The sequence below is a fragment of the Enterocloster sp. OA13 genome, from assembly GCF_022440595.1.
GTDB lineage: Bacteria > Bacillota > Clostridia > Lachnospirales > Lachnospiraceae > Enterocloster > Enterocloster hominis.
Genome location: NZ_JAKNTF010000001.1, coordinates 5,565,908 through 5,586,699, shown reverse-complemented (window position 1 = coordinate 5,586,699; position 20,792 = coordinate 5,565,908). Strand labels below are relative to the sequence as shown.

The 20,792-nt window shown below is 49.1% G+C and carries 22 protein-coding genes and 1 pseudogene; 18 read left to right on the top strand and 5 right to left on the bottom strand.

Annotated elements, in window-relative coordinates:
* The first annotated feature begins 148 nt into the window (after nucleotides 1-148).
* The 3 genes and pseudogenes from MCJ35_RS25025 to MCJ35_RS32345 form a co-directional block, all read left to right on the top strand.
* Entirely contained in the window at nucleotides 149-742 is a 594-nt protein-coding gene (locus MCJ35_RS25025) for a type IV toxin-antitoxin system AbiEi family antitoxin domain-containing protein (RefSeq protein ID WP_008726655.1), read from the top strand.
* The gene (locus tag MCJ35_RS25020) at nucleotides 742-1,581 is read left to right on the top strand and encodes a nucleotidyl transferase AbiEii/AbiGii toxin family protein (RefSeq protein WP_008726654.1); all 840 of its coding nucleotides are present in this window, start codon (nucleotides 742-744) and stop codon (nucleotides 1,579-1,581) included. The genes MCJ35_RS25025 and MCJ35_RS25020 overlap by 1 nt, the downstream gene beginning before the upstream one ends.
* A 12-nt stretch (nucleotides 1,582-1,593) precedes the next feature.
* Nucleotides 1,594-1,803: pseudogene (locus MCJ35_RS32345) on the top strand (sensor histidine kinase); the annotation flags it as partial.
* 208 nt (nucleotides 1,804-2,011) lie between these two features.
* On the opposite strand, the gene MCJ35_RS25010 reads toward MCJ35_RS32345, so the two are convergent.
* The 4 genes from MCJ35_RS25010 to MCJ35_RS24995 are packed head-to-tail and all read right to left on the bottom strand — an operon-like array spanning nucleotide 2,012 to nucleotide 4,820.
* Nucleotides 2,012-2,338: an EthD family reductase gene (locus tag MCJ35_RS25010; RefSeq protein WP_008726649.1), complete on the bottom strand. Its 327-nt coding sequence runs from the start codon at nucleotides 2,336-2,338 to the stop codon at nucleotides 2,012-2,014.
* Between the two features lie 4 nt (nucleotides 2,339-2,342).
* A complete protein-coding gene (locus MCJ35_RS25005) occupies nucleotides 2,343-2,687 on the bottom strand; it encodes an EthD family reductase (RefSeq protein ID WP_025484704.1) in 345 nt (114 codons plus the stop codon).
* A 15-nt stretch (nucleotides 2,688-2,702) separates the two neighbouring features.
* Entirely contained in the window at nucleotides 2,703-3,680 is a 978-nt protein-coding gene (locus MCJ35_RS25000; protein WP_025484705.1) for an NADH:flavin oxidoreductase, read from the bottom strand.
* 18 nt (nucleotides 3,681-3,698) lie between these two features.
* The gene (locus MCJ35_RS24995; RefSeq protein WP_025484707.1) at nucleotides 3,699-4,820 is read right to left on the bottom strand and encodes a Gfo/Idh/MocA family protein; all 1,122 of its coding nucleotides are present in this window, start codon (nucleotides 4,818-4,820) and stop codon (nucleotides 3,699-3,701) included.
* A 367-nt stretch (nucleotides 4,821-5,187) separates the two neighbouring features.
* On the opposite strand from MCJ35_RS24995, the gene MCJ35_RS24990 reads away from it, so the two are divergent.
* The 11 genes from MCJ35_RS24990 (at nucleotide 5,188) to rsmI (ending at nucleotide 16,594) form a co-directional block, all read left to right on the top strand.
* Nucleotides 5,188-6,321, top strand: coding sequence for an ABC transporter substrate-binding protein (locus MCJ35_RS24990; RefSeq protein ID WP_025484708.1), 1,134 nt, complete (start codon nucleotides 5,188-5,190; stop codon nucleotides 6,319-6,321).
* 20 nt (nucleotides 6,322-6,341) lie between these two features.
* The gene (locus MCJ35_RS24985; protein ID WP_034577190.1) at nucleotides 6,342-7,157 is read left to right on the top strand and encodes an ABC transporter permease; all 816 of its coding nucleotides are present in this window, start codon (nucleotides 6,342-6,344) and stop codon (nucleotides 7,155-7,157) included.
* A 3-nt stretch (nucleotides 7,158-7,160) separates the two neighbouring features.
* Nucleotides 7,161-7,937, top strand: a complete 777-nt coding sequence (locus MCJ35_RS24980) for an ABC transporter permease (RefSeq protein WP_008726636.1) — start codon at nucleotides 7,161-7,163, stop codon at nucleotides 7,935-7,937.
* Entirely contained in the window at nucleotides 7,916-8,686 is a 771-nt protein-coding gene (locus tag MCJ35_RS24975; RefSeq protein ID WP_025484710.1) for an ABC transporter ATP-binding protein, read from the top strand. The genes MCJ35_RS24980 and MCJ35_RS24975 overlap by 22 nt, the downstream gene beginning before the upstream one ends.
* A gap of 13 nt (nucleotides 8,687-8,699) precedes the next feature.
* Nucleotides 8,700-9,446: an ABC transporter ATP-binding protein gene (locus MCJ35_RS24970; protein WP_008726634.1), complete on the top strand. Its 747-nt coding sequence runs from the start codon at nucleotides 8,700-8,702 to the stop codon at nucleotides 9,444-9,446.
* Between the two features lie 4 nt (nucleotides 9,447-9,450).
* Nucleotides 9,451-11,253, top strand: coding sequence for a sensor histidine kinase (locus tag MCJ35_RS24965; protein WP_025484712.1), 1,803 nt, complete (start codon nucleotides 9,451-9,453; stop codon nucleotides 11,251-11,253).
* On the top strand, nucleotides 11,240-12,778 hold the full coding sequence (locus tag MCJ35_RS24960) for a response regulator transcription factor (protein WP_025484713.1): 1,539 nt from the start codon (nucleotides 11,240-11,242) through the stop codon (nucleotides 12,776-12,778). Before MCJ35_RS24965 ends, MCJ35_RS24960 begins: the two co-directional genes overlap by 14 nt.
* Before the next feature lie 130 nt (nucleotides 12,779-12,908).
* Nucleotides 12,909-13,898 (top strand): DNA polymerase III subunit delta', encoded by a 990-nt coding sequence (holB, locus tag MCJ35_RS24955; protein ID WP_025484714.1) that lies wholly within the window; start codon nucleotides 12,909-12,911, stop codon nucleotides 13,896-13,898.
* A 109-nt stretch (nucleotides 13,899-14,007) separates the two neighbouring features.
* Nucleotides 14,008-14,937, top strand: a complete 930-nt coding sequence (locus MCJ35_RS24950; protein ID WP_008726630.1) for a PSP1 domain-containing protein — start codon at nucleotides 14,008-14,010, stop codon at nucleotides 14,935-14,937.
* A gap of 48 nt (nucleotides 14,938-14,985) precedes the next feature.
* On the top strand, nucleotides 14,986-15,714 hold the full coding sequence (locus MCJ35_RS24945) for a tRNA1(Val) (adenine(37)-N6)-methyltransferase (protein ID WP_025484715.1): 729 nt from the start codon (nucleotides 14,986-14,988) through the stop codon (nucleotides 15,712-15,714).
* A gap of 34 nt (nucleotides 15,715-15,748) precedes the next feature.
* Nucleotides 15,749-16,594: a 16S rRNA (cytidine(1402)-2'-O)-methyltransferase gene (rsmI, locus tag MCJ35_RS24940; RefSeq protein ID WP_025484716.1), complete on the top strand. Its 846-nt coding sequence runs from the start codon at nucleotides 15,749-15,751 to the stop codon at nucleotides 16,592-16,594.
* A 420-nt stretch (nucleotides 16,595-17,014) separates the two neighbouring features.
* On the opposite strand, the gene MCJ35_RS24935 is transcribed toward rsmI, so the two are convergent.
* Nucleotides 17,015-17,278 (bottom strand): AbrB/MazE/SpoVT family DNA-binding domain-containing protein, encoded by a 264-nt coding sequence (locus MCJ35_RS24935; RefSeq protein ID WP_008726624.1) that lies wholly within the window; start codon nucleotides 17,276-17,278, stop codon nucleotides 17,015-17,017.
* Between the two features lie 276 nt (nucleotides 17,279-17,554).
* Between MCJ35_RS24935 and MCJ35_RS24930 the strand changes: the two genes are divergently transcribed.
* The 4 genes from MCJ35_RS24930 (at nucleotide 17,555) to fabD (ending at nucleotide 20,766) form a co-directional block, all read left to right on the top strand.
* Nucleotides 17,555-18,517 carry a beta-ketoacyl-ACP synthase III gene (locus tag MCJ35_RS24930; RefSeq protein ID WP_025484717.1) on the top strand — a complete coding sequence of 321 codons (963 nt, stop codon included), beginning with the start codon at nucleotides 17,555-17,557 and terminating at the stop codon, nucleotides 18,515-18,517.
* A 52-nt stretch (nucleotides 18,518-18,569) separates the two neighbouring features.
* Nucleotides 18,570-18,803, top strand: a complete 234-nt coding sequence (acpP, locus tag MCJ35_RS24925; protein WP_008726620.1) for an acyl carrier protein — start codon at nucleotides 18,570-18,572, stop codon at nucleotides 18,801-18,803.
* A 102-nt stretch (nucleotides 18,804-18,905) separates the two neighbouring features.
* Nucleotides 18,906-19,832: an enoyl-[acyl-carrier-protein] reductase FabK gene (gene fabK, locus MCJ35_RS24920; protein WP_008726619.1), complete on the top strand. Its 927-nt coding sequence runs from the start codon at nucleotides 18,906-18,908 to the stop codon at nucleotides 19,830-19,832.
* 13 nt (nucleotides 19,833-19,845) lie between these two features.
* Nucleotides 19,846-20,766 carry an ACP S-malonyltransferase gene (gene fabD, locus MCJ35_RS24915; protein WP_008726617.1) on the top strand — a complete coding sequence of 307 codons (921 nt, stop codon included), beginning with the start codon at nucleotides 19,846-19,848 and terminating at the stop codon, nucleotides 20,764-20,766.
* Nucleotides 20,767-20,792: the final 26 nt, after the last annotated feature.

Genomic DNA, 20,792 nt, shown 5'->3' with positions numbered 1-20,792 from the left:
GGATACTGCTGCGTAATCACCGATTGCGTCACCCAGGGCACTGGGAAGGATGCCCGACAAAACGTGCTATACCGCCTCCGCTGCAAAAACCTTCTTTACTTTTACGCCCAAACGAATTATAATAAGGGCACGAAAGTAAGGTGATACTATGACCAGCGCAGAAACATTAAATAAGCTGCTACAAGAAAATAATGGATATTTAAAAACGTCGGATGCGGTGGCCGCCGGAGTCTCGAGAACTGTTCTCGGAGATTTTGTATGTAAATATGGGCTTGAACGTGTTGCCCACGGTTTATATATGTCCCAAGACGTTTGGGAAGATGGACTATATGTAATTCAGGTGCGTTATCCAGAAGCGGTATTCTCTCACGAAACAGCTCTTTACCTTCTGAATCTTGCCAACCGTGAACCCTCGCCATTTTCTGTTACTTTTAAAACAGGCAAAAACTCGGCAGGATTATCGAAGCAGGGTATCAAGGTTTATAAAGTAAAAGAGGAGCTTTTCGGGGAAGGTATTGTGGAAGTGCGCTCACCATCGGGTCACACAGTAAGGGCTTATAATGCCGAACGCACAATCTGCGATTTGTTTCGCAGCCGCCGGCATATTGAAATTCAAGATCTGCAAGAGGGAGTTAAAACATATATCCGTTTGAAGGAGAAGAATATCCCATTGCTTCTGCGGTACGCTAAAGCCTTTTCAGTGGAGAAAACCGTTCGTCAGTATTTGGAGGTGCTTTTATAATGATACACACATCGCGCCAATTGAAAGCTCTTGTTCGCAACATCTCTAAAGGAGACAGTGGAAAGGCACAGGTTATCATCCGCAATTATGTAATGGAGCGTTTTCTGGAACGACTTTCCCTTTCACAATACAGAAACATTATGATTTTAAAGGGCGGTACTCTGGTAGCCGCTATGGTTGGGTTGGACAATCGTTCAACTATGGATGTAGACGCCACGCTAAAAAATCTGCCGCTGAACGAAGATAACGCAAGAAAGATTGTCGAGGAAATTACCGCAATACACATTGAGGACGGGATGATTTTTGAAATCAAAAGCGTGACGCCGATTATGGACGAGGCCGATTATCCCGGCATTCGTATTATGCTTGATACAGCTATTGAAACGATGCATACCCCGCTAAAAATCGACTTTTCTACAGGTGACGTAATAACACCGCGTGAAGTGTCTTATTCATTCCGGCTGCTGTTTGAGGAACGTACTATCTCCATTCTTGCGTATAATCTGGAAACGGTTCTGGCGGAAAAGTTAGAAACCCTTCTTGCCCGCGGCACAGCCAATACCAGAATGAGAGATTATTACGATATTTATGTACTTACCAACACTCAGGAGCACAACATTGATAACGCCACACTCAAGGAGGCGTTTGTCAACACCAGTGCGAAGCGCGGCTCAATTGGGTTGTTGTCTGACGTACATTTGATTTTGAAGGAAGTAGCTGAAAGCACCGTACTGATTGACCGTTGGAAAAATTATCAGCGCAAATTTGATTATGCCGCCGATGTATTGTGGGCTGCCGTGATGGAATCGGTCAGCTGCTTAGTTGATATTGTGAAGTAAGGAAATGTATAGGATACCATCAAGTGGAATGCCAGGATTAACCAGATACCGGAGATTGCAATCCTGGCTGAGAACCTGGCGGTCATCCTGAGGAAAAGCATTTCCAGCCGTCCGTTCATAACGCTGAGGGAAGAACTGGAAACCATTGATAGCTATATCCAGATTCAGAAAATCCGGTTTACCGGGCGGTTCCTGTGCGAGACAGAGATACCGGACCAGGTGGGGTATTCGGATACCGCGTATTTCAGTGTGCAGTTTAAGACGCTTCTGGGGGTGTCGCCGTCGGAATATCAGGAGAGGTGCGGGGATTGAGGGGATGTGTTGGCTGGTCTAGCGGTTAAAGGGTAATTTTAAGACATGAAATGGAAACGGCAGCGCCCGGTGTGTAAGACTTTACACAGCCGCGGCGCTGCCGTATTTCTATAATCCGTCATGATTCCTGCATATCCAGGAACTCTATTTCGCTGATCTGGTCGATTGGCGTGATATTAGTAAAATTAGGGATATCGGCCAGTTGACGCGCTCCCTTTTCAGGGGTCCTGCTTTCGTTCAATGTTCCGATTGACTCATAGAAAAAATGGGCGGCACAGACCAGTCCGGGGATATCGCCTCCACGGAATGCGTTACACCCCTTTTCAATGATAATGCCAAGGACGTTGGGGTCGGCTTTATGGATGGCAATATGATGATTGACATAGTAGTCGAAATCAAAGGTGAAATCCTCTTGGTATGGATACATTACGGTTAATTTTACCATTTTTTTACTCCTGTCTCACGGATGTTAATTTTGCTATATTATAGTAGGGAATCTGGCTGACCAGATTAACGGCGGCTATATTGGTGAAATTAACATTGTCTTTTATCTGGCTGGCCACCCGTTCCGGTGATCTGCTCAGGTTCAGGTCCTCCATGGAATCGTAGAAGAAATGGGCGATGCACAGGTATTGGGGCGGATTCTGGAAATCCCGGGAATAGTCCCCGGATTCTACAATGATTCCCTTTACAAGCGGGTCATTGCGGTATGGGGCAATATGGTGTTCACTGTAGTATTTGGAATCAAACCATGCTCCTTTTTTGTATGGATACAGTACAGAAAATTTAATCATAATTGCGTCCTTTCGCTATTTGTTATATAACCCATGGGCCCACTGCGGGTTTTTCAGCACGGCGCGGCATACGCCTGTCAGATCGGCTTTATGATTGTTCAAAAGCTGCTCAGCGTGGGAATATTCTGTTATGCCGCCGGTAACCATGACTGGAATCCGGACAGCCTGCCGTATGACTGCGGCGTCATCCCCGAACCAGCCAGGGGATTGGATGAACGGATGGAAATACCGGTATTTTGGTCCACCGGACAGGTCCAGGAAGGAAGCGCCCCATTCCTGTATCAGACGGGCGGCGCGGACTCCTTCCTCCAGGGAGCTTCCCGCCGGGTCATAATCCTGCACAGGAAAACGGACAGAGACAGGGTAATCCCTGCCGACGGCATCCCGGACAGAACGGAGTACGTCCAGGGTAAGCCGGATGCGGCCTTCGAAGGAGTTGCCGGTATATTTACCCCGTGTCCGGTGGTTGGTCAAGGGGGAGTAGAACTGACTCAGCAGATACACATGGCATGCCTTGATCTGTACCCCGTCAAAGCCTGCTTCCCTTGCGCGCGCGGCGGCCGAAGCAAAGGCCTGTACAATATAATCCAGTTCTTCGTCAGTCAGATAATCGGTTATCTGTTTTCCCTGAGGATTTTTTTCGGGATTCAGGCAGTTTTGAAGGTCCGGTATCGTCCATCCGCCTCCATGGTCCAGTTGTATGTGCATCTGGCAGTCATTGTCATGGACCAGCCTTACCAGCTTTGCCAGTCCCTCTATGTCAGAATCACTGCTGATGGATAACATGTGCGGTCCGGCCTTGCCCAGACTGCTTACATAGGAGTGTTCCAGAATGGCCAGGCCAAATCCCTTGGTCCGTTCCCGGAAGAAGTTCAGGGTGTCCTCAGTTACTTTTCCGTTCTCATCCGCTGTTGAAGTGGAGACGGAAGGGAACACCAGGCGGTTTTTCAGGTTCAGGCAGCCTGAATGCAGGGGGTCGGTTAATAAGGGCATAGTCAATCCTCCTTGTGGTTATTTCCTTCTTGTAAAATCAGGAAGGGATATCCTCTGTCCGTCCTTCATGGCAGATTCATGGGCGCAGATACCGGCGCAGGTGATATTGGCAGCCCTGACCGCACCGACTGCCGGCTCTCTTCCTTCGGTTATGGCGCTGACGAATTCGTGGACCAGATGGGGGTGGGAACCGCCGTGCCCAGCGCCCTGGATGAAGGAGACGTGATTGGCGTCTATGATCTGTTCCCTCTTTGTAAAGCACTGGATTGATTCCGGAAGACCTGCCAGTACGTCCGGAGCCTGAATCCTGCGCGCCAGTTCGCCGCCCTCAAACAGGCAGCTGCCTTCGTCCTCTATCTGGGCCCATTCGCAGGCCAGCTTATCACCGTAGATATCAAAGCTTTCCCGGTACTGGCGGACCGTGTCGTAGAGGGAACGGGTTGTCTCGGCCCGCACATCGCTGTCCGTGAAGGTCATGGTACATGTCTCAACGGCAAAGGGAGAACCATATCTGCCGGCAAGGGATTCCTGCACCCTTCCGGAGCCGTGGCAGACAACCGTGTCAATATCTTTGTCAAGTATGTAGCTTAAGGGGGCGATGGCGTGGGTCCCATAGTGGAAGGGAGGCAGTCCAAGCCAGTACTGGGGCCAGCCTTCCAGACCCATGTTCTGCATATGTGAACCGCGGACGAACTGGATACGGCCCAGTTTTCCGCTTTTGACCAGTTCCTGTACGTAGAGGTATTCCCGTGTATAGATGGCGGTTTCCATCATCATATAAAAGGTTTTATTGTTCCGGGAGGCCTCGACAATTGCCTGGCACTCTTCAATGGTGGTTGCCATAGGTACGGTACAGGCAACGTGTTTTCCTGCATTTAACGCCTTCAGGGTCTGGGGCGCATGGTCATGGATGGGAGTGACTATGTGGATTGCATCCAGTTCATCGCAGGCAATCATGGCGTCAATGCTGGTGAAGCGCAGCGCTTCTTCAATATGGAACTCGTTTCCTATCCGGGCCAGGGTTTCGGGGGTCCGCGTACAGATTGCCACTTTACCCACATTGGGATGGTTCTGATATATTTGGATGAATTCCTTTCCAAATCCAAGGCCTACGATACCTATATTGATTTTTTCATTCATGGTAACCCTCCGTATTCTAATGATAGTTTTTTTGTTATAAAGCCAAAATGTGTGTAAATGTGTAAAACAGGGTGGTTTCGGTATTTATATTCATTATATGGAAAAACATATCTAAGCAAAATGAAGAAAACAGAGAAAATATATACAAAATAGATAAAAATGGAAAAACATTTGAACAAAACAGATAAAATAATGGATTATTGTGGGATAAAATATAGGAATATAACAAAAAGTCTAGCTTTTTTACATAGAAAGTGCCATAAATGTGATAGTATAATTTATCTATCAAAGCAGCTTTGTAAAAATGGGGATGGGATACGGTATCAAAAACAGGAAACATGATTATTTGGGGATAAGGAGATTATTTATGAAAAACATGAATTGGAAGAAAGCAGTTTCTTTACTGATGGCAGCAGCCCTTGCGGGTTCCCTTACCGCCTGTTCAGGAAGACAGGAGCAGAAGGCAGCATCCACGGAAACTCAGAAGACAGAGGAAAAGGCGCCGGCGCAATCAACACAGGCAAAGGGAAATGAGGAACTTCCGGTCCTCCGGGTATCCCTCCATCCTGCTTACATCTCAACACCGGTTGCATATGCGATTGCCAATGATATGGCAAAGGATTATGGATTCCAGATGGAAGTGCAGGTATATGCCAGCGGGGCACCCCAGAATGAAGCATTGGGTTCCGGGCTGTGGGATGTGGGAGTCATCGGGGGCGCATTCGTGAACAGCGTAAATACATACGGCGCATATGTAATCGGGGATTTCATTGATGGACGTGATGGAAATGCAATTTTTGTGAGAATGGATTCCGACATTGCGAAAGCAACCGGATCCAACCCGACCTACCCTGACATTCTGGGAAGTGCTGAAACGGTAAAGGGTAAGACATTGATTACAAACCTTGGGACCACAGGCCATGTACAGGTGCAGAAATGGCTGGAAGCCCTGGGACTGACCGAGGACGATATTGAAATCGTACAGATGGATTATGCCTCCGGGTATCAGGCATTTGAATCAGGAGAAGGCGACATCCTGGCAACCATAGGGCCTTACAGCACCCGTGCACGTATTGCCCACGAGGGCGACTGGGCCATTGCCGGAGGATTCATATCACTGGATTTACTGCAGTATGAGAACATTGTCTGTTCAGAGAATGCAATGAAGGAAAAACGTGATTTACTGGTATCCTTCATCCGTATGGTAGCTGATGCCAATGATATCCTGGCAAAAGATGAAGGCCTTCTGGTGGATACTTATATGAACTGGATGATTGAAAATGGAAAAGAGGTTGACAAGGAAGAAGCCAGCATGGAGTGCATCCAGAAGCCGGTCATGACAAAAGAACAGATTGGCAGCCTGATCCAGACGGATTTCGGGGCTTACGAGAGGATGGTATGGGAGATGAATATTGAATCCGGGAATATCAGTGCGGATTCCATTTCAAAGCTTGATACCAATATCACGGCGGAGCTGATGCAGGAAGCCCTGAAGCAGTGATTCTTTTAAGGAGTGTCCATATGGAAAATCGTTCGTTAACTGAACAATTTAAGAAGAGGGAAAAGGAACAGCAGAGAAAGTATCTGGCTGTCAGTGTTACCTCCATGCTGCTTTTCCTCATCATATGGGAAGTGTGTTCAGATGGGCTGCGGCTGCTTCCTGTATACTCGCTTCCCAGCCCGGTGGCATCGGCAGAGGCATTTTTCAGGAAATTTTATGACCGTTCACCGGACAGGGCCTATATCTGGCAGCATGCCCTGGCCAGCCTGAAGGTGGTACTCATTGGAGGAGGACTGGGGGTGGCAGTTGGAATACCCCTGGGAATCCTGATGGGCTGGTATACCAGGTTTGATTTGTTTTTCAAGGGGATTTTTGATGTCATCCGTCCAATCCCGCCCATTGCCTGGATTCCCATCATGGTAGTGCTTCTGGGAATCGGCGTGAAGGCAAAGGCCGCTGTTATTTTTCTGGCTTCAGTGGTGCCATGTGTGATTAACACGTATGCCGGTATTAAGCAGGTCAATCCGGTCCATATCTGGGTAGCCCAGATCTTTGGGGCAACGAATCTGCAGATGCTGCGCACCATCGGTATACCTACGGCCATGCCCATGATATTTACAGGGGTAAGGGTGGCCCTTAATGCGGCCTGGATGGCGCTTGTGGCTGCTGAACTTCTGGCGTCCACCCAGGGACTGGGATATATGATACAGATTTCCAGGACATTTGGCCGTCCGGATATCATTATAGCCGGAATGTTTGCAATCGGTGTCCTGAGCATGCTTTTCAACCTGGTGCTGAGTCTTTTGGAAAAAGCATTCGTGAAGGGGGGAATCTAAAACATGAAGGATCAGAAAGCTTCGGTTTTTCTCTACAGTGCCGCGGGTCTGGCCGTGTTCATCCTGTGCTGGCAGCTGCTGGTATCCTTTACCGGAGTTGGACAGATATTCCCCTCCCCGTTTGCTGTGTTAAGGCGGTTTGTGGATGCCTCCGGCCGGAAGATAGGGAAGTGCATGCTTTATTCCCATCTGGGATATAGCCTCCTGCGGGTAACCATAGGATATCTGATTGCGGCTGCAATGGGAATCCTGGTAGGACTGATCATGGCGGGGTCCAGGATGGGAAATGCCATCATCCGGCCTCTGTTCGCCATGATACGGCCCATTCCGGGTATCACATGGATGCCGTTGTTCATTCTCTGGTTCGGCACTGGCTGGGTCACACAGATTGGGATTATCTTTGTGGCAGGTTTTTCACACATGGTTTTAAACACTTACGCAGGGGCGACACGGGTGGACCCAAAACTGGTGGGCGCGGCGCGGATGCTGGGAGCGAACAATACCCAGGTGTTTTATAAGGTAATCCTGCCATCCTCCGTACCCTATATTTTCTCAGGGCTTCAGGTTGCGCTGTCCTCCTGCTGGATGGCTGTGCTGGCGGCGGAAATGATGAGCGCCACCGAGGGAATCGGCTGGATGATAGTCTCCGGACAGGATAACGGGGACATTGAACAGGTCCTTGTAGGGGTTATCATTATTTCGATTATCGGTTTGGTGCTGGCCAATACAATGAGAGGGGTGGAAACAAAATTATGTGCATGGTCGGTTCGGGGAAGATAGATGAAATCATCCGGTGTGAGAATGTGAATAAGACATTCATCAGTGGAAACGGTATATATGAGGTGGTGAAAAACCTGAATCTGAGTATCAGGGAAAATGAATTCGTGGTGTTGTTCGGACCAGGGCAGTGCGGAAAGACCACGGTGCTCAACTTGATTGCGGGTTTGGTGGCTGCTTCCGATGGAGAGGTGGTGGTGGACGGCAAAAAGGTGACGGGACCAGATCCTTCCAGGGGGATGGTATATCAGACCACCGCGCTGTTCCCATGGCTCACCGTGATGGAAAATGTGGAATTCGGTCCCAAGGCACGGGGAGTCAGGAAGGAGGAGCGCAGGAAGATTGCCCGGAAATACATTGAAATGGTGGGCCTTGAGGGATTTGAAAAAAGCTATCCCGTGAAACTGTCCGGAGGTATGCAGCAGCGGGTGGGCATTGCAAGGGCCTACAGTAATGATCCGGTGGTAATCCTGATGGATGAGCCCTTTGGGCATCTGGATGCCCAGACCCGTTATATGATGGAGGAGGAGCTGGAGAAGATTGTATCGGCGGAGAAGCGTACGGTGGTATTTGTCACCAATAACATAGAGGAAGCCGTCTACCTGGCGGACCGGATCCTGCTTCTTAGCAACTGTCCCACCCATGTGGTGAAGGAATACAGCGTGGATCTGCCAAGGCCCCGGGATTATGTGTCGGAAGAATTCCTTGCCTTGAGAGAGAAAATCATGCAGGAAATGGAAGAAACCTTGTAAGGAGGAAACTGGGATGGAACAAAAAGCACCAAAAGTCCGGGTAAGCCATCTGACAAAAAAGTTTGGCAGCCTTCTGGTCCTGGATGATATATCCTTCCAGGTGGACGATGGGGAATTTCTTTGTATTGTAGGCCCCACGGGATGCGGGAAAACAACATTTTTAAACAGCCTGACTAAATTATATGATGTGACGGATGGGGAGATGCTGATTGATAATGAACCCATCAATCTTCAGAAGCATAACGTGGCATATATTTTCCAGGAGTATTCCACCATGCCCTGGCTGGATATAGAGGAAAATATTGCATATGGTCTTAAGATTAAGGGGTTACCCCAGGAAGAGATGCGGTCCAGGGTGGATGAGGTAATCCGCATGGTAGGGCTGGAGGAATTCCGGCATTATTATCCAAGGCAGTTGTCGGCCAGTATGCTTCAGCGTGTGGTGATTGCCAGGGCCTTTGCCACGAAACCGGAGCTGCTTTTAATGGATGAGCCTTATGGACAGCTGGATTTGATGTTAAAATATAAACTGGAAGATGAATTGCTTAAATTGTGGAAGAAAATTCATACAACGGTAATATTTATCACCCATAATATTGAAGAGGCCGTTTATCTGAGTGATAAGATCATGGTGTTGAGCAACAAGCCCACAAAGATTAAAACCGTGATTGAGAATCGCCTGCCCAGGCCAAGAAAGGTAACTGACAGGGAGTTCATTGAACTGCGCAATGAAGTGACGGAGCTGATTAAGTGGTGGTAAGAGATTGAAAGATAATAAAGATAACAAGAAAATCCATATCAGACTGCAGACCATCCTGTTTTTATTGATTACCCTTGTGGTGGTAATATCTGTTTCCACGACGGCATTTTTTTCTTACCGCACCTATAAACAAGGACTTATTGACCGGGTCGCGGCTTCCAGGAATGATGTGCTGATGCAGGTTTCGGCAAAGGTGGATTTGCTTCAGGCGAATATGACATCTTTGTCGAAGCTGTATTTTAATCTGGTAAGCGATTTTGCCCAGAATGACATACAGGCCCTGTTTCATGGGGATAATCCGGAAGGCAGCATTACCGCGGGACAGCTGATGGACGCATACCAGGATGTGATGAACTCCATGGATGTGGAGTATTCGGTGACCATGCTGGATAATGAGGGATTATCCTATACCTCCACAAAAGCGGAGCAGGACCATGACCTTACCGGATTCCAGAATGAACTGTGGTATATCTATATTCCGCATAGCCTGGATAAAGGGGAGGTATACTGGACCCAATCCCATAGGGACCCGTCCATCGGGGATGGCTTTTTCTTTTCCGCTGTGAGAAGGACTAAGAACCATGAGGGGAAGGAGATAACAATCCTGATCAATGTGTCAGAACGCGTACTATATCAGACCTATCAGAATATCATGAGCGACAACACGATTTATATAGTGGACAGAAGCGGAAGGATTATTTCCTCCAACACGGAGCGCATGGTAAGCCTGAATTATTTTAACATGCACCGCCTGGACCAGCTGGTAGTTTCAGGTGGTTATTCGATTGTGGAAAAATCAGGGGTGAAATATCTGCTTTCCAGATATGATAACCCCAAATATGATTTGGTGTATCTGGAGGAAATACCGTTAGAGAACCTTCTGGTGCCGCTCAGGAAAATGCAGCGGGATACCATACTGGCGACGCTTTTCATCATTTTCTTATCCAGTATCGCCATACTGATGGTGGTCCGTACCTTCACTCTGCCTATACTCCGGTTATGCCAGAAACTCAAACGGGTGAGCGACGGGGATTTTAATACAAAGTTTGATATCCAAAGCTGGTCGGAGATATCCCTTATCAACGATGTATCCGGGGAAATGGTCAGGAAGATATCCAGCCTGTTTGAGGACTTAAAGGAAGAAGAAAAACAGAAGCGGCTGGCGGAACTGGAATTTCTCCAGGCCCAGATTAATCCGCATTTTATATACAATACTTTATTTTCCGTAAAATGTCTGGTGAATCTTGGGGAGAATGATACGGCGGAGCGCATGCTGGAGAATTTCACCGCCATGCTGCGCACAATCCTTGGACAGAAGGATGAGATGATTTCCCTGCAGGAGGAATTAGTAATCCTTCACCAATATTTTGTCGTCCTCCAGTGCAAGTATGGGGATGAGATACTGTTGGATGTGGATATCCCTGAGGAACTGCTGAAACAGCGCGTCCTGAAGTTTGTCCTGCAGCCGATTGTGGAGAACAGCATTTTCCATGGACTGGAACCGGCTGGCAGCAAGGGACATGTTGTGGTGAAGGCCTGGGAGCGGGACGGCTGCCTTTACTTATCGGTGGAAGATGACGGGGCGGGAATGGACTGTGACAGGCTTAAGGAGGTACAGGGAACCATTGGGTCGGACAACAGTAAGATGGTGGGTATCAATAACACGGTAAAGCGCATTAAACTGCATTTCGGGGTACAGTATGGGGTGGAAATCAGCAGCGAAAAAGATGTGGGAACGAAAGTGGTACTGATTCTGCCAAGTATAAAGACGGAAGGTCCGGCAGCAAAGGGGGATGGAGCATATTAACACTTTAAAAGTGATGATTGTGGATGATGAATTTCCTATACGTAAATGGTTCAGCCGTGCCATGAAGAACCTTCCTGACATGAAGGTGGATTTTTCCGGGGCTGCATCAAACGGAGAGGAGGCCCTGCGGCTTTTCCGCGAGAAAAAGCCGGATGTGGTCTTTACCGACATCAAGATGCCGATTATGGACGGACTGTCCCTTCTGAGACAGATTAAAAAGGAACGCCCGGAAACGGATGTCATCATCATTACCAGTTATGATGAATTCGCATATGCCAAGGAGGCAATCGCCCAGGACGCATATGACTATATCTTAAAGACCGAAGCCAATCCCAGGATGTTAAGCGACCTGTTGCAGAAAATCCAGGCGGACAGGAAGAATACCATTCATAAAGACCAGCTGGCGCTTAGGTTTGAACAGGAAATCTATTTGAATGGCCTGTTGAAGGAGGAGAACCCGGATTGTACAGGGGAGCAGATGGCAAGCCATGGAATTTATCTCAGCGAGCATGGGATGTTTGCGGCGGCTTTCTGCACCAACAGTTTTGTGCCTGAAAAAATGATGGAGATATTCGTGAATTCCGGCATAGAGAACGTACTGTACTATCCCTACAGGAAAAATGTCCTGATTGCCATAGGCAACACGGCGTGTATTGACCAGCTTGCATACCAGAACCAGGTGATTTACCAGTTTGCGGATAAAATCAGCATGTGCTTTGATTCGGCGGTGGGGGTCAGCGGGCCATATTATAAGTACGGGCATCTGGTCACTATGATCATGAAGAGCATCATGGCATTGGAGCAGTCCTTTTACCGCCGGAATGCAAAACGGATATATTTTGCGCAGGATATCTGTGGGTTTGAGGGTGTGAGGGAACAGCTGGATTTGTGGGAACAAAGAATTGCAGGGGAAGTGAAGAATGGGAATATTGAGTCGGTTCCGGGAATCTTTGAGGAAATATTCGGCTATCTGGAGGAGCAGGCGCCCGGGGATGTGAATGCGGTGAAACGGTTCATTTTCCGTATACTGGCGAATATATACCAGGTGTATACCAGTGACAGGTTTGGGTTTGCGGAAAAGATGGGGGAGATATACAGGGGGATAGAACAGTGCACGGATTTTGACAGGATGAAGGAATGCGTATATGCGGCGCTTGGGGAGGCGGAGGACAGCCGGTCGGGAAACCAGGCCCATTATACCTCTTATGTTGCCAAGGCAGTACGCTATATTGAGAAAAATTACAGGCAGATAGGCTCGGTGTCTGAGGTTGCCGGTGAGGTGGGACTGAACCAGGATTATCTGTTCCATCTGTTTAAGAATGAGACAGGGGTGACGTTCAGCGAATTTTTGAACAGTACGCGCATGAACCGGGCTATATGGCTTCTGAATAATACCCAGCTGAAATCATACGAAATTGCGGAGCAGGTGGGATACTCGAATCAGGCCTATTTTTCAAGGCTCTTTAAACAGAAGTTCCAGATGACCCCCTATGAATTCCGCAATATGAAGAGGAAACAGGAGTAGGAAAATGCGGGGGATGCGACCTTCACATCCTCCGGCAAGAGCCATGGCGCTGGAAAAACTTAAGGGTATACATTGAAAATTTCTTATGATATACTATTTTAGTACATTTGCGCCAAGGGGGACCATCACAATGCTGGGTTTTAACGATATATTAGGTCATGAACAGATAAAGGAGCATTTCCGCAACGCGGTACAGACAGGGAAGATATCCCACGCTTATATTTTAAGCGGGGAAGCTGGAATGGGACGCAAGTCCCTTGCCAATGCATTTGCTCTGGAACTGCTCTGTGAAAAGGGGCTGCCGGATCCGTGCATGGCCTGCCATGCATGCAAGCAGGTGCTCTCGGGCAACCATCCGGACCTGATTTATGTGACCCATGAAAAACCGGCCAGCATAGGCGTGGACGATATAAGGGAACAGATTAACGATACCATCATGGTGCGGCCTTACAGCAGCTATTACAAGATATATATTGTGGACGAGGCTGAGAAGATGACGGTCCAGGCACAGAATGCCCTCTTAAAGACCATTGAGGAACCGCCGTCCTATGCGGTCATCCTTCTGCTGACAACCAACCAGGACGCATTCCTTCCGACCATCCTGTCGCGCTGTGTGCAGCTTAAGCTTAAGCCGTTAAGGGACGAGGTGGTAAGGGAATACCTGGTGCAGTCCCTGGGAGTTGAGGAAAGCCAGGCTGATATCTATGCGGCATTTGCAAGGGGAAACCTGGGCAAGGCCATCCACCTGGCTGAGTCTGAGGAGTTCAGGGTCATGTATGATGCCCTTATCCTCATGCTGAAGCATTTGAAGGATGCGGATATATCTGAACTTCTGGAGTACATCCGTAAGCTGAAGGATGAGAACCTGGATATCCGCGGATGCCTGGATTTCATGCAGATGTGGTACAGGGATGTGCTGATGTATAAGACCACCAAGGATATCAACCTGCTGATTTTCAAAGATGAGTTTTCCACCATCAAGGCCATGAGCACGGTCAGCGGTTATGACGGACTTGAGCGGATACTGCAGGCCATTGAAAAGGCAAGGGTGCGCCTGGATGCCAATGTGAATATGGAACTGGTCATGGAGCTGATGTTCCTGACCATGAAGGAGAACTGAATGACCCGGAAAGCCGGAGGCTTAAGGGGTTAAGTTGTAAATTGAGATGGATAGATGGCCAGGGCATACGGCAATGCCATGCGCGGGCCGGCAGTTAAAGGAGAACAGAATGATTACAGTGATTGGAGTGCGTTTCCGCACAGCAGGCAAGATTTACTATTTTGACCCGGCGGGCCGTAAGGTAAAGACCGGGGACCACGTGATTGTGGAGACGGCCAGGGGAATCGAATACGGATATGTGGTGCTTGGCAACCGTGAAGTGGATGAGTCCAAAGTGGTGCCGCCGTTAAAGCCGGTCATCCGTATGGCCACTGCTGAGGATGAGGCAGTGGAGACAAAGAATAAGAATAAGGAAAAAGAGGCATTCAAAATCTGCCAGGATAAGATTAAGAAGCATAACCTGGAGATGAAGCTGATTGATGCTGAATATACATTTGACAATAATAAAGTACTGTTCTACTTTACCGCGGACGGACGGATTGATTTCCGTGAGCTGGTAAAGGACCTGGCAAGCGTGTTTAAGACCAGGATTGAACTGCGCCAGGTAGGCGTCAGGGATGAGACAAAGATAATGGGGGGAATCGGCATATGCGGCAGGGCCCTGTGCTGCCACTCCTATCTGTCCGAGTTCATACCTGTTTCCATTAAGATGGCAAAGGAACAGAACCTGTCCCTGAATCCCACCAAGATATCCGGTGTCTGCGGAAGGCTGATGTGCTGCCTTAAGAATGAGGAAGAGACATACGAGGTCCTTAACAGCAGGCTTCCTAATACAGGGGATTATGTGACCACCAATGACGGGTTAAAGGGAGAGGTCCAGAGCGTCAATGTCCTGCGCCAGCTGGTGAAGGTGATTGTGACCGTGGATAAGGATGAAAAGGAAATCCGGGAATACAAGGTGGAGAACCTCAAGTTCAAGCCCAGGAAGAAGAAGGGAAAGGGCGGGGACAAGCAGGCCCAGGATGTGCCGGATGCAGAGTTAAAGCATCTGGAGGCCCTGGAGAAAAGAGAAGGCAAGTCAAAGCTGGATGATAATTAAAACGGAGGTTATCCTATGGAACATACCTGGAGCCAGGCAGGCCCTGTGATGCTGCGGGACGACGAGCGCATTGACGACCTGCAGCGGAATCAATATGGTATCATCCAGAGAAAGGGTGCTTTCTGCTTTGGTATGGACGCGGTCCTTCTTTCGGGATTTGCAGTGGTGAAAAAGGGGGAGAGGATGCTGGACCTGGGCACAGGCACAGGCATCATCCCAATCCTTCTCACGGCAAAGACAGAGGGGGAGCATTTTACCGGACTTGAGATTCAGGAAGAGTCCGCGGATATGGCAAGACGCAGCGTCCGATATAACCATCTGGAAGAAAAGGTGGATATTGTCACAGGTGATATCGTGGAGGCCAGCCAGCTGTTTGCCCTGGCCTCTTTTGATGTGGTCACGTCCAACCCGCCCTATATGAATGATGCCCACGGACTTAAGAACCCGGGGGATGCAAAGGCCATTGCCCGCCATGAGGTCAAGTGCACACTGGAGGACGTTGTGCGGGAAGGAACCAGGGTCTTAAGGCCGGGAGGACGTTTCTATATGGTCCACAGGCCAAGGCGGCTCATCGAGATCATCCAGACCATGAAAAAGCATGGACTGGAGCCAAAGCGTATGAAGATGGTCCACCCCTATGTGGACAGGGAAGCCAACATGGTACTGATTGAGGCTGTGCGCGGCGGCGGGGCCCTGCTTAAGATGGAGGCGCCTGTAATCGTGTTTAATGAACAGGGTGAGTATACCCGGCAGATAAGGGTTACGTATGGATATTAGGGCTGCGAAACGCAGTACCGGAAGGGAGGGACCCATGGCAGGCAGATTATATCTTTGTGCAACGCCAATCGGCAACCTGGAGGATATCACCTTCAGGGTCCTCAGGACATTAAAGGAAGTGGATCTGATAGCGGCAGAGGATACCCGCCACAGTATCAAGCTCCTGAACCATTTTGAGATTAAGACGCCCATGACCAGCTATCATGAATATAATAAGGTGGATAAGGCCAGATACCTGGTGGAGCAGTTAAAGGACGGGGTTAACATCGCCCTCATAACGGATGCAGGAACCCCGGGCATCTCAGACCCGGGTGAGGAGCTGGTGCGCCAGTGCTATGAAGCCGGACTTGAGGTGACATCCCTTCCCGGTCCCGCGGCCTGTGTCACAGCCCTTACCATGTCCGGGCTGTCCACGCGGAGGTTTTGCTTTGAGGCGTTCCTGCCTTCTGAGAAAGGCGATAAGAAGGAGCGGGCCAGGATACTGGGGGAGCTTAAGGATGAGACAAGGACCATCATAATATATGAAGCGCCCCATCACCTGGTAAGGACCCTGGAGGATTTATATGAGGTGCTGGGGAACCGCAGGATTACCATATTAAGGGAGCTGACCAAGAAGTTTGAGACAGCCTTCAGGACCACCTTTGAAGACGCGCTGGCCGCCTATGGACAGGAGGAGCCAAAGGGAGAATGTGTGATCGTGATTGAAGGCAGGTCCCCCCGGGAGCTTCGGGAAGAACAGATCCGCACATGGGAGGAGATGGGCCTTGAGGAGCACCTGGAACACTATATGTCCATGGGACAGGACAAGAAGGAAGCCATGAAGTCCGTTGCAAAGGACCGGGGCATCAGCAAGAGGGATGTGTACCAGCAGCTTCTATAAATATAGGAAGGGATAGGTTGGTTTTGAAAGTGTAGGTTTGAAAAGGCGCTTGAAAAAAACAAGCGCCTGGTGTATAATCAAATCAGGAAGGATATCAGACACAAAATCTGATGCCCTCAGTGGTTTTTTATCCAGATAGCATCCACTTTAGGCGGGGAGGATGCTATTTTTTATTGTGTTTATTGTCTATGTATGACAATGCCGCGAAAACAACAAGCAAATATGATACAAGGAAAATGAAGGTACAGATCCAAACCATACACAGCCGTGTACAACCATACATGGCAGTGAGGGTAAGTAAGGGAATTGCAGACCACGTAACCTCATCATAGGCAGACTAACCCAATCATAGAAAGAACCCAGGCATCCAGCCGCCATATCAAAGGCAGCAACCCGGGTTCTTTCTATGTACATGTGCTTTTACTCAGTTACATTCAATCCGGCCAGTTTGGCCAGGGCAATGACAGACTGTTTAGAAACTTTCTTACCTTCAAATTCCAGCAGTTCATCCGTGCTGCCGGTGAAGATATCCGCACACTCTGCTTTCTTGAGGATGATGCAGTCGTCCTGAACCGTAATCTCCAGACCGTCCTTAACGTCCAGGTCAAGACTCCTTCTCAGTTCAATAGGAAGCGTGATCCTTCCAAGCTCATCCAGTTTACGAATAACACCTGTTGTCTTCATGGTTTTCAACCCCCTTATTATAATTTTATCCCCTTTTACAAATTAAACTTACCAAATTTAGGGTGCTAAGTCAATATATGTAAATGATAGAAATGGTAAGAAATGTCAAAAAGCAGTAAACTTGACAAAAAAGCACAAAAACACGCTAAAAATATTTCTTGACAAATACTTATCTTTCCTGTAGTATTACTTTGATGTTCAAAGTATTTCCCTAAAGGATACAAAAATGGAAGGCATGAGTCCTCTTGCAGAACGGATTCGGGACGGGTAAGAAGAATGACAACAAGAATCATAGGAACCGGTTCATATGTGCCGGAGCAGATAGTGACCAACAATGACCTTGCTCAGATTGTGGAGACCAACGACGAATGGATCCGCAGCCGGACGGGAATAGGTGAAAGAAGGATTGCCACAACTGAAAGCACCTCCTACATGGCGGCCAATGCTGCAATGCGGGCACTGGAACAGTCAGGCGTAAAGCCGGAGGAGATTGACCTTATCCTTCTTGGGACTTCCTCACCGGACTATTGTTTCCCCAATGGGGCGTGCGAGGTGCAGGGCATGATCGGTGCGGTCAATGCGGCCTGCTATGACATCAGCGCGGCATGTACAGGATTTGTATATGCGCTGAATACAGCCCATGCATTCATAAGCAGCGGCATATATAAGACGGCTTTGGTAATTGGCTCCGATGTATTAAGTAAACTGATTGACTGGACGGACAGAGGGACCTGCGTGCTCTTTGGGGACGGTGCAGGCGCCGTGGTGGTAAAGGCGGATGAGACAGGAATCCTTGGGATCAACATGCATTCCGACGGCACCAAGGGCAATGTGCTGACCTGCGGTTCCAGGACCAACGGGAATTTCCTTCTGGGCAAGAAGCCGGAGCTGGGATATATGACCATGGATGGACAGGAAGTATTTAAGTTTGCAGTGAGGAAGGTACCTGAATGTATCAAGCAGGTGTTGGACGATGCAGGCGTTGCGGCGGAAGAAGTCAGATACTTTGTCATCCACCAGGCCAATTACAGGATCATAGAGTCCATTGCAAAGCGTTTAAAGGTAAGTGTGGATTGCTTCCCGGTCAACATGGAGCACTATGGCAACACCAGCGGTGCGTCCGTTCCCCTTCTCCTGGATGAGATAAACAGGAAGGGAATGCTTAAATCCGGGGACAAAATCGTGTTCTCAGGTTTTGGCGCAGGCCTTACATGGGGCGCAACCCTGTTAGAATGGTAAAAATAAAATTAAAATATAAAAACTATGAAAATGTAAAAGGAGAACAACAATCATGTTAGAGAAAATGAAAGAAATCATTGCAGAGCAGTTAAGTGTGGAGGCTGACACTGTAACAGAGGCATCTTCCTTCAAGGAAGACCTGGGAGCTGATTCCCTGGACCTGTTTGAACTGGTCATGGCCCTGGAGGATGAGTACTCTGTAGAGATTCCTGCTGAAGACCTGGAGCAGTTAACCACTGTAGGCGATGTTATGAACTACTTAAAGAACAAAGGCGTGGAAGCGTAAAAACTAGAGAGATACAAACAACGACGGCGTGTGGATACTACTGAAACACGCTGTTTGATTAAGGAAATTTCGCTCAGGAATGTACAACTTGGAGGTAGAACAATGAAAACAAGAATTACAGAAATGTTAGGAATTGAATATCCTATTATTCAGGGCGGCATGGCCTGGGTAGCAGAACATAATCTGGCGGCGGCCGTGTCCGAAGCAGGCGGTTTCGGCGTGATTGGCGGAGCCAATGCACCTGGAGAGGTGGTACGCGATGAAATCCGCAAGGCAAGGGAACTGACAAAGAAACCATTCGGTATCAATGTCATGCTTTTAAGCCCCCATGCGGATGATGTTGCAAAGGTAGTGGTGGAGGAAGGCATCAAGGTTGTGATTACCGGAGCCGGCAATCCTGAAAAATATATGGAAATGTGGAAGTCAGCCGGTATCAAGGTGATTCCGGTGGTTGCATCCGTGGCACAGGCGCGCCGCATGGAAAAGTACGGCGCTGACGCGGTTGTGGCAGAGGGAATGGAATCCGGCGGCCATATCGGCGAGGAGACAACCATGACCCTGGTGCCACAGGTCGTGGACGCTGTGTCCATCCCGGTCATCGCGGCAGGCGGTATCGGCGATGGAAGGGGAATCGCAGCAGCCTTCATGCTGGGCGCAGAGGCCGTGCAGATGGGGACCAGGTTTGTGGTGGCGGATGAATGTACGGTACATGAGAACTACAAACAGCGCATCATCAAGGCAAAGGATATTGATTCAACGGTTACAGGCCGCAGCCACGGACATCCTGTCAGAGGCCTCAGGAACCAGATGACAAGGGAGTACATTAAGCTGGAGCAGGAAGGCAAGTCCTTTGAGGAGCTGGAATACCTGACACTGGGCAAGCTGCGTGAGGCTGTCCAGGATGGCGATGTGATGAACGGAACCGTCATGGCGGGCCAGATTGCAGGCATGATATCCAAGAAGCAGTCCTGTAAGGAAATGATTGAAGAGATGATGGCAGAGGCATCCAGCCTTATGCACTGGAATTAAGAGGGGTAAGAGGATGAGCAGGATTGCATTTATTTTCCCGGGACAGGGAGCACAGGTCTGCGGCATGGGCCAGGATTTCTATGAGCAGACGGAGACAGGGAAAAAAATCTTTGACAAGGCCAGTGAGCTTCTGGGATTTTCCATGCCGGAGCTGTGTTTTGAGAAAAACGACAGACTGGATATAACGGAATACACCCAGGCAGCCATGGTCACTGCAGGCATCGCCATGATGAGGGTGCTGGAGGAACAGGGGATTAAGCCGGATATGGCGGCCGGACTGAGCCTGGGAGAATACTGTGCGCTGGCGGCAGCCGGCGTCATGAGTGACGAGGACGCCATCCGCACGGTGCGCCAGAGAGGAATCCTGATGCAGGAAGCGGTTCCTGTGGGGGAAGGCGCCATGGCAGCCATCCTGGCACTGGACGCAGCTGCCATCGAAGCTGTCACCGGATCCATGGAAGGCGTGTGGATTGCCAATTACAACTGCCCGGGACAGATTGTGATTTCCGGCAAAAAGGCGGCAGTGGAAGAGGCCTGTGAAAAGCTAAAGGCTGCAGGGGCAAAGCGTGCCCTGATGCTGAACGTAAGCGGTCCCTTCCATTCAGGCATGCTTACCGGAGCAGGGGAGAAGCTGGCCCAGGTGCTGGCGGATGTGGATATCCACACCCCCCGGATTCCTTATGTGGCAAATGTCAATGCGCAGCCTGTCACAACGGCAGAGCCTGTAAAGGACCTGCTGACCAGGCAGGTATCCTCATCCGTGCGCTGGCAGCAGAGCGTGGAAACCATGATAAATGAAGGGGTGGACACCTTCATCGAGATTGGGCCTGGCAGGACACTGGCAGGATTCATGAAGAAAATCAACAAAGAAGTAAGGACCATGAACGTGGAAAAACTGGAAGATATAGACAAGGTAGTGGAGGCATTGAAGTAGGCGTCCGGGAATGACGTCACGCGTTC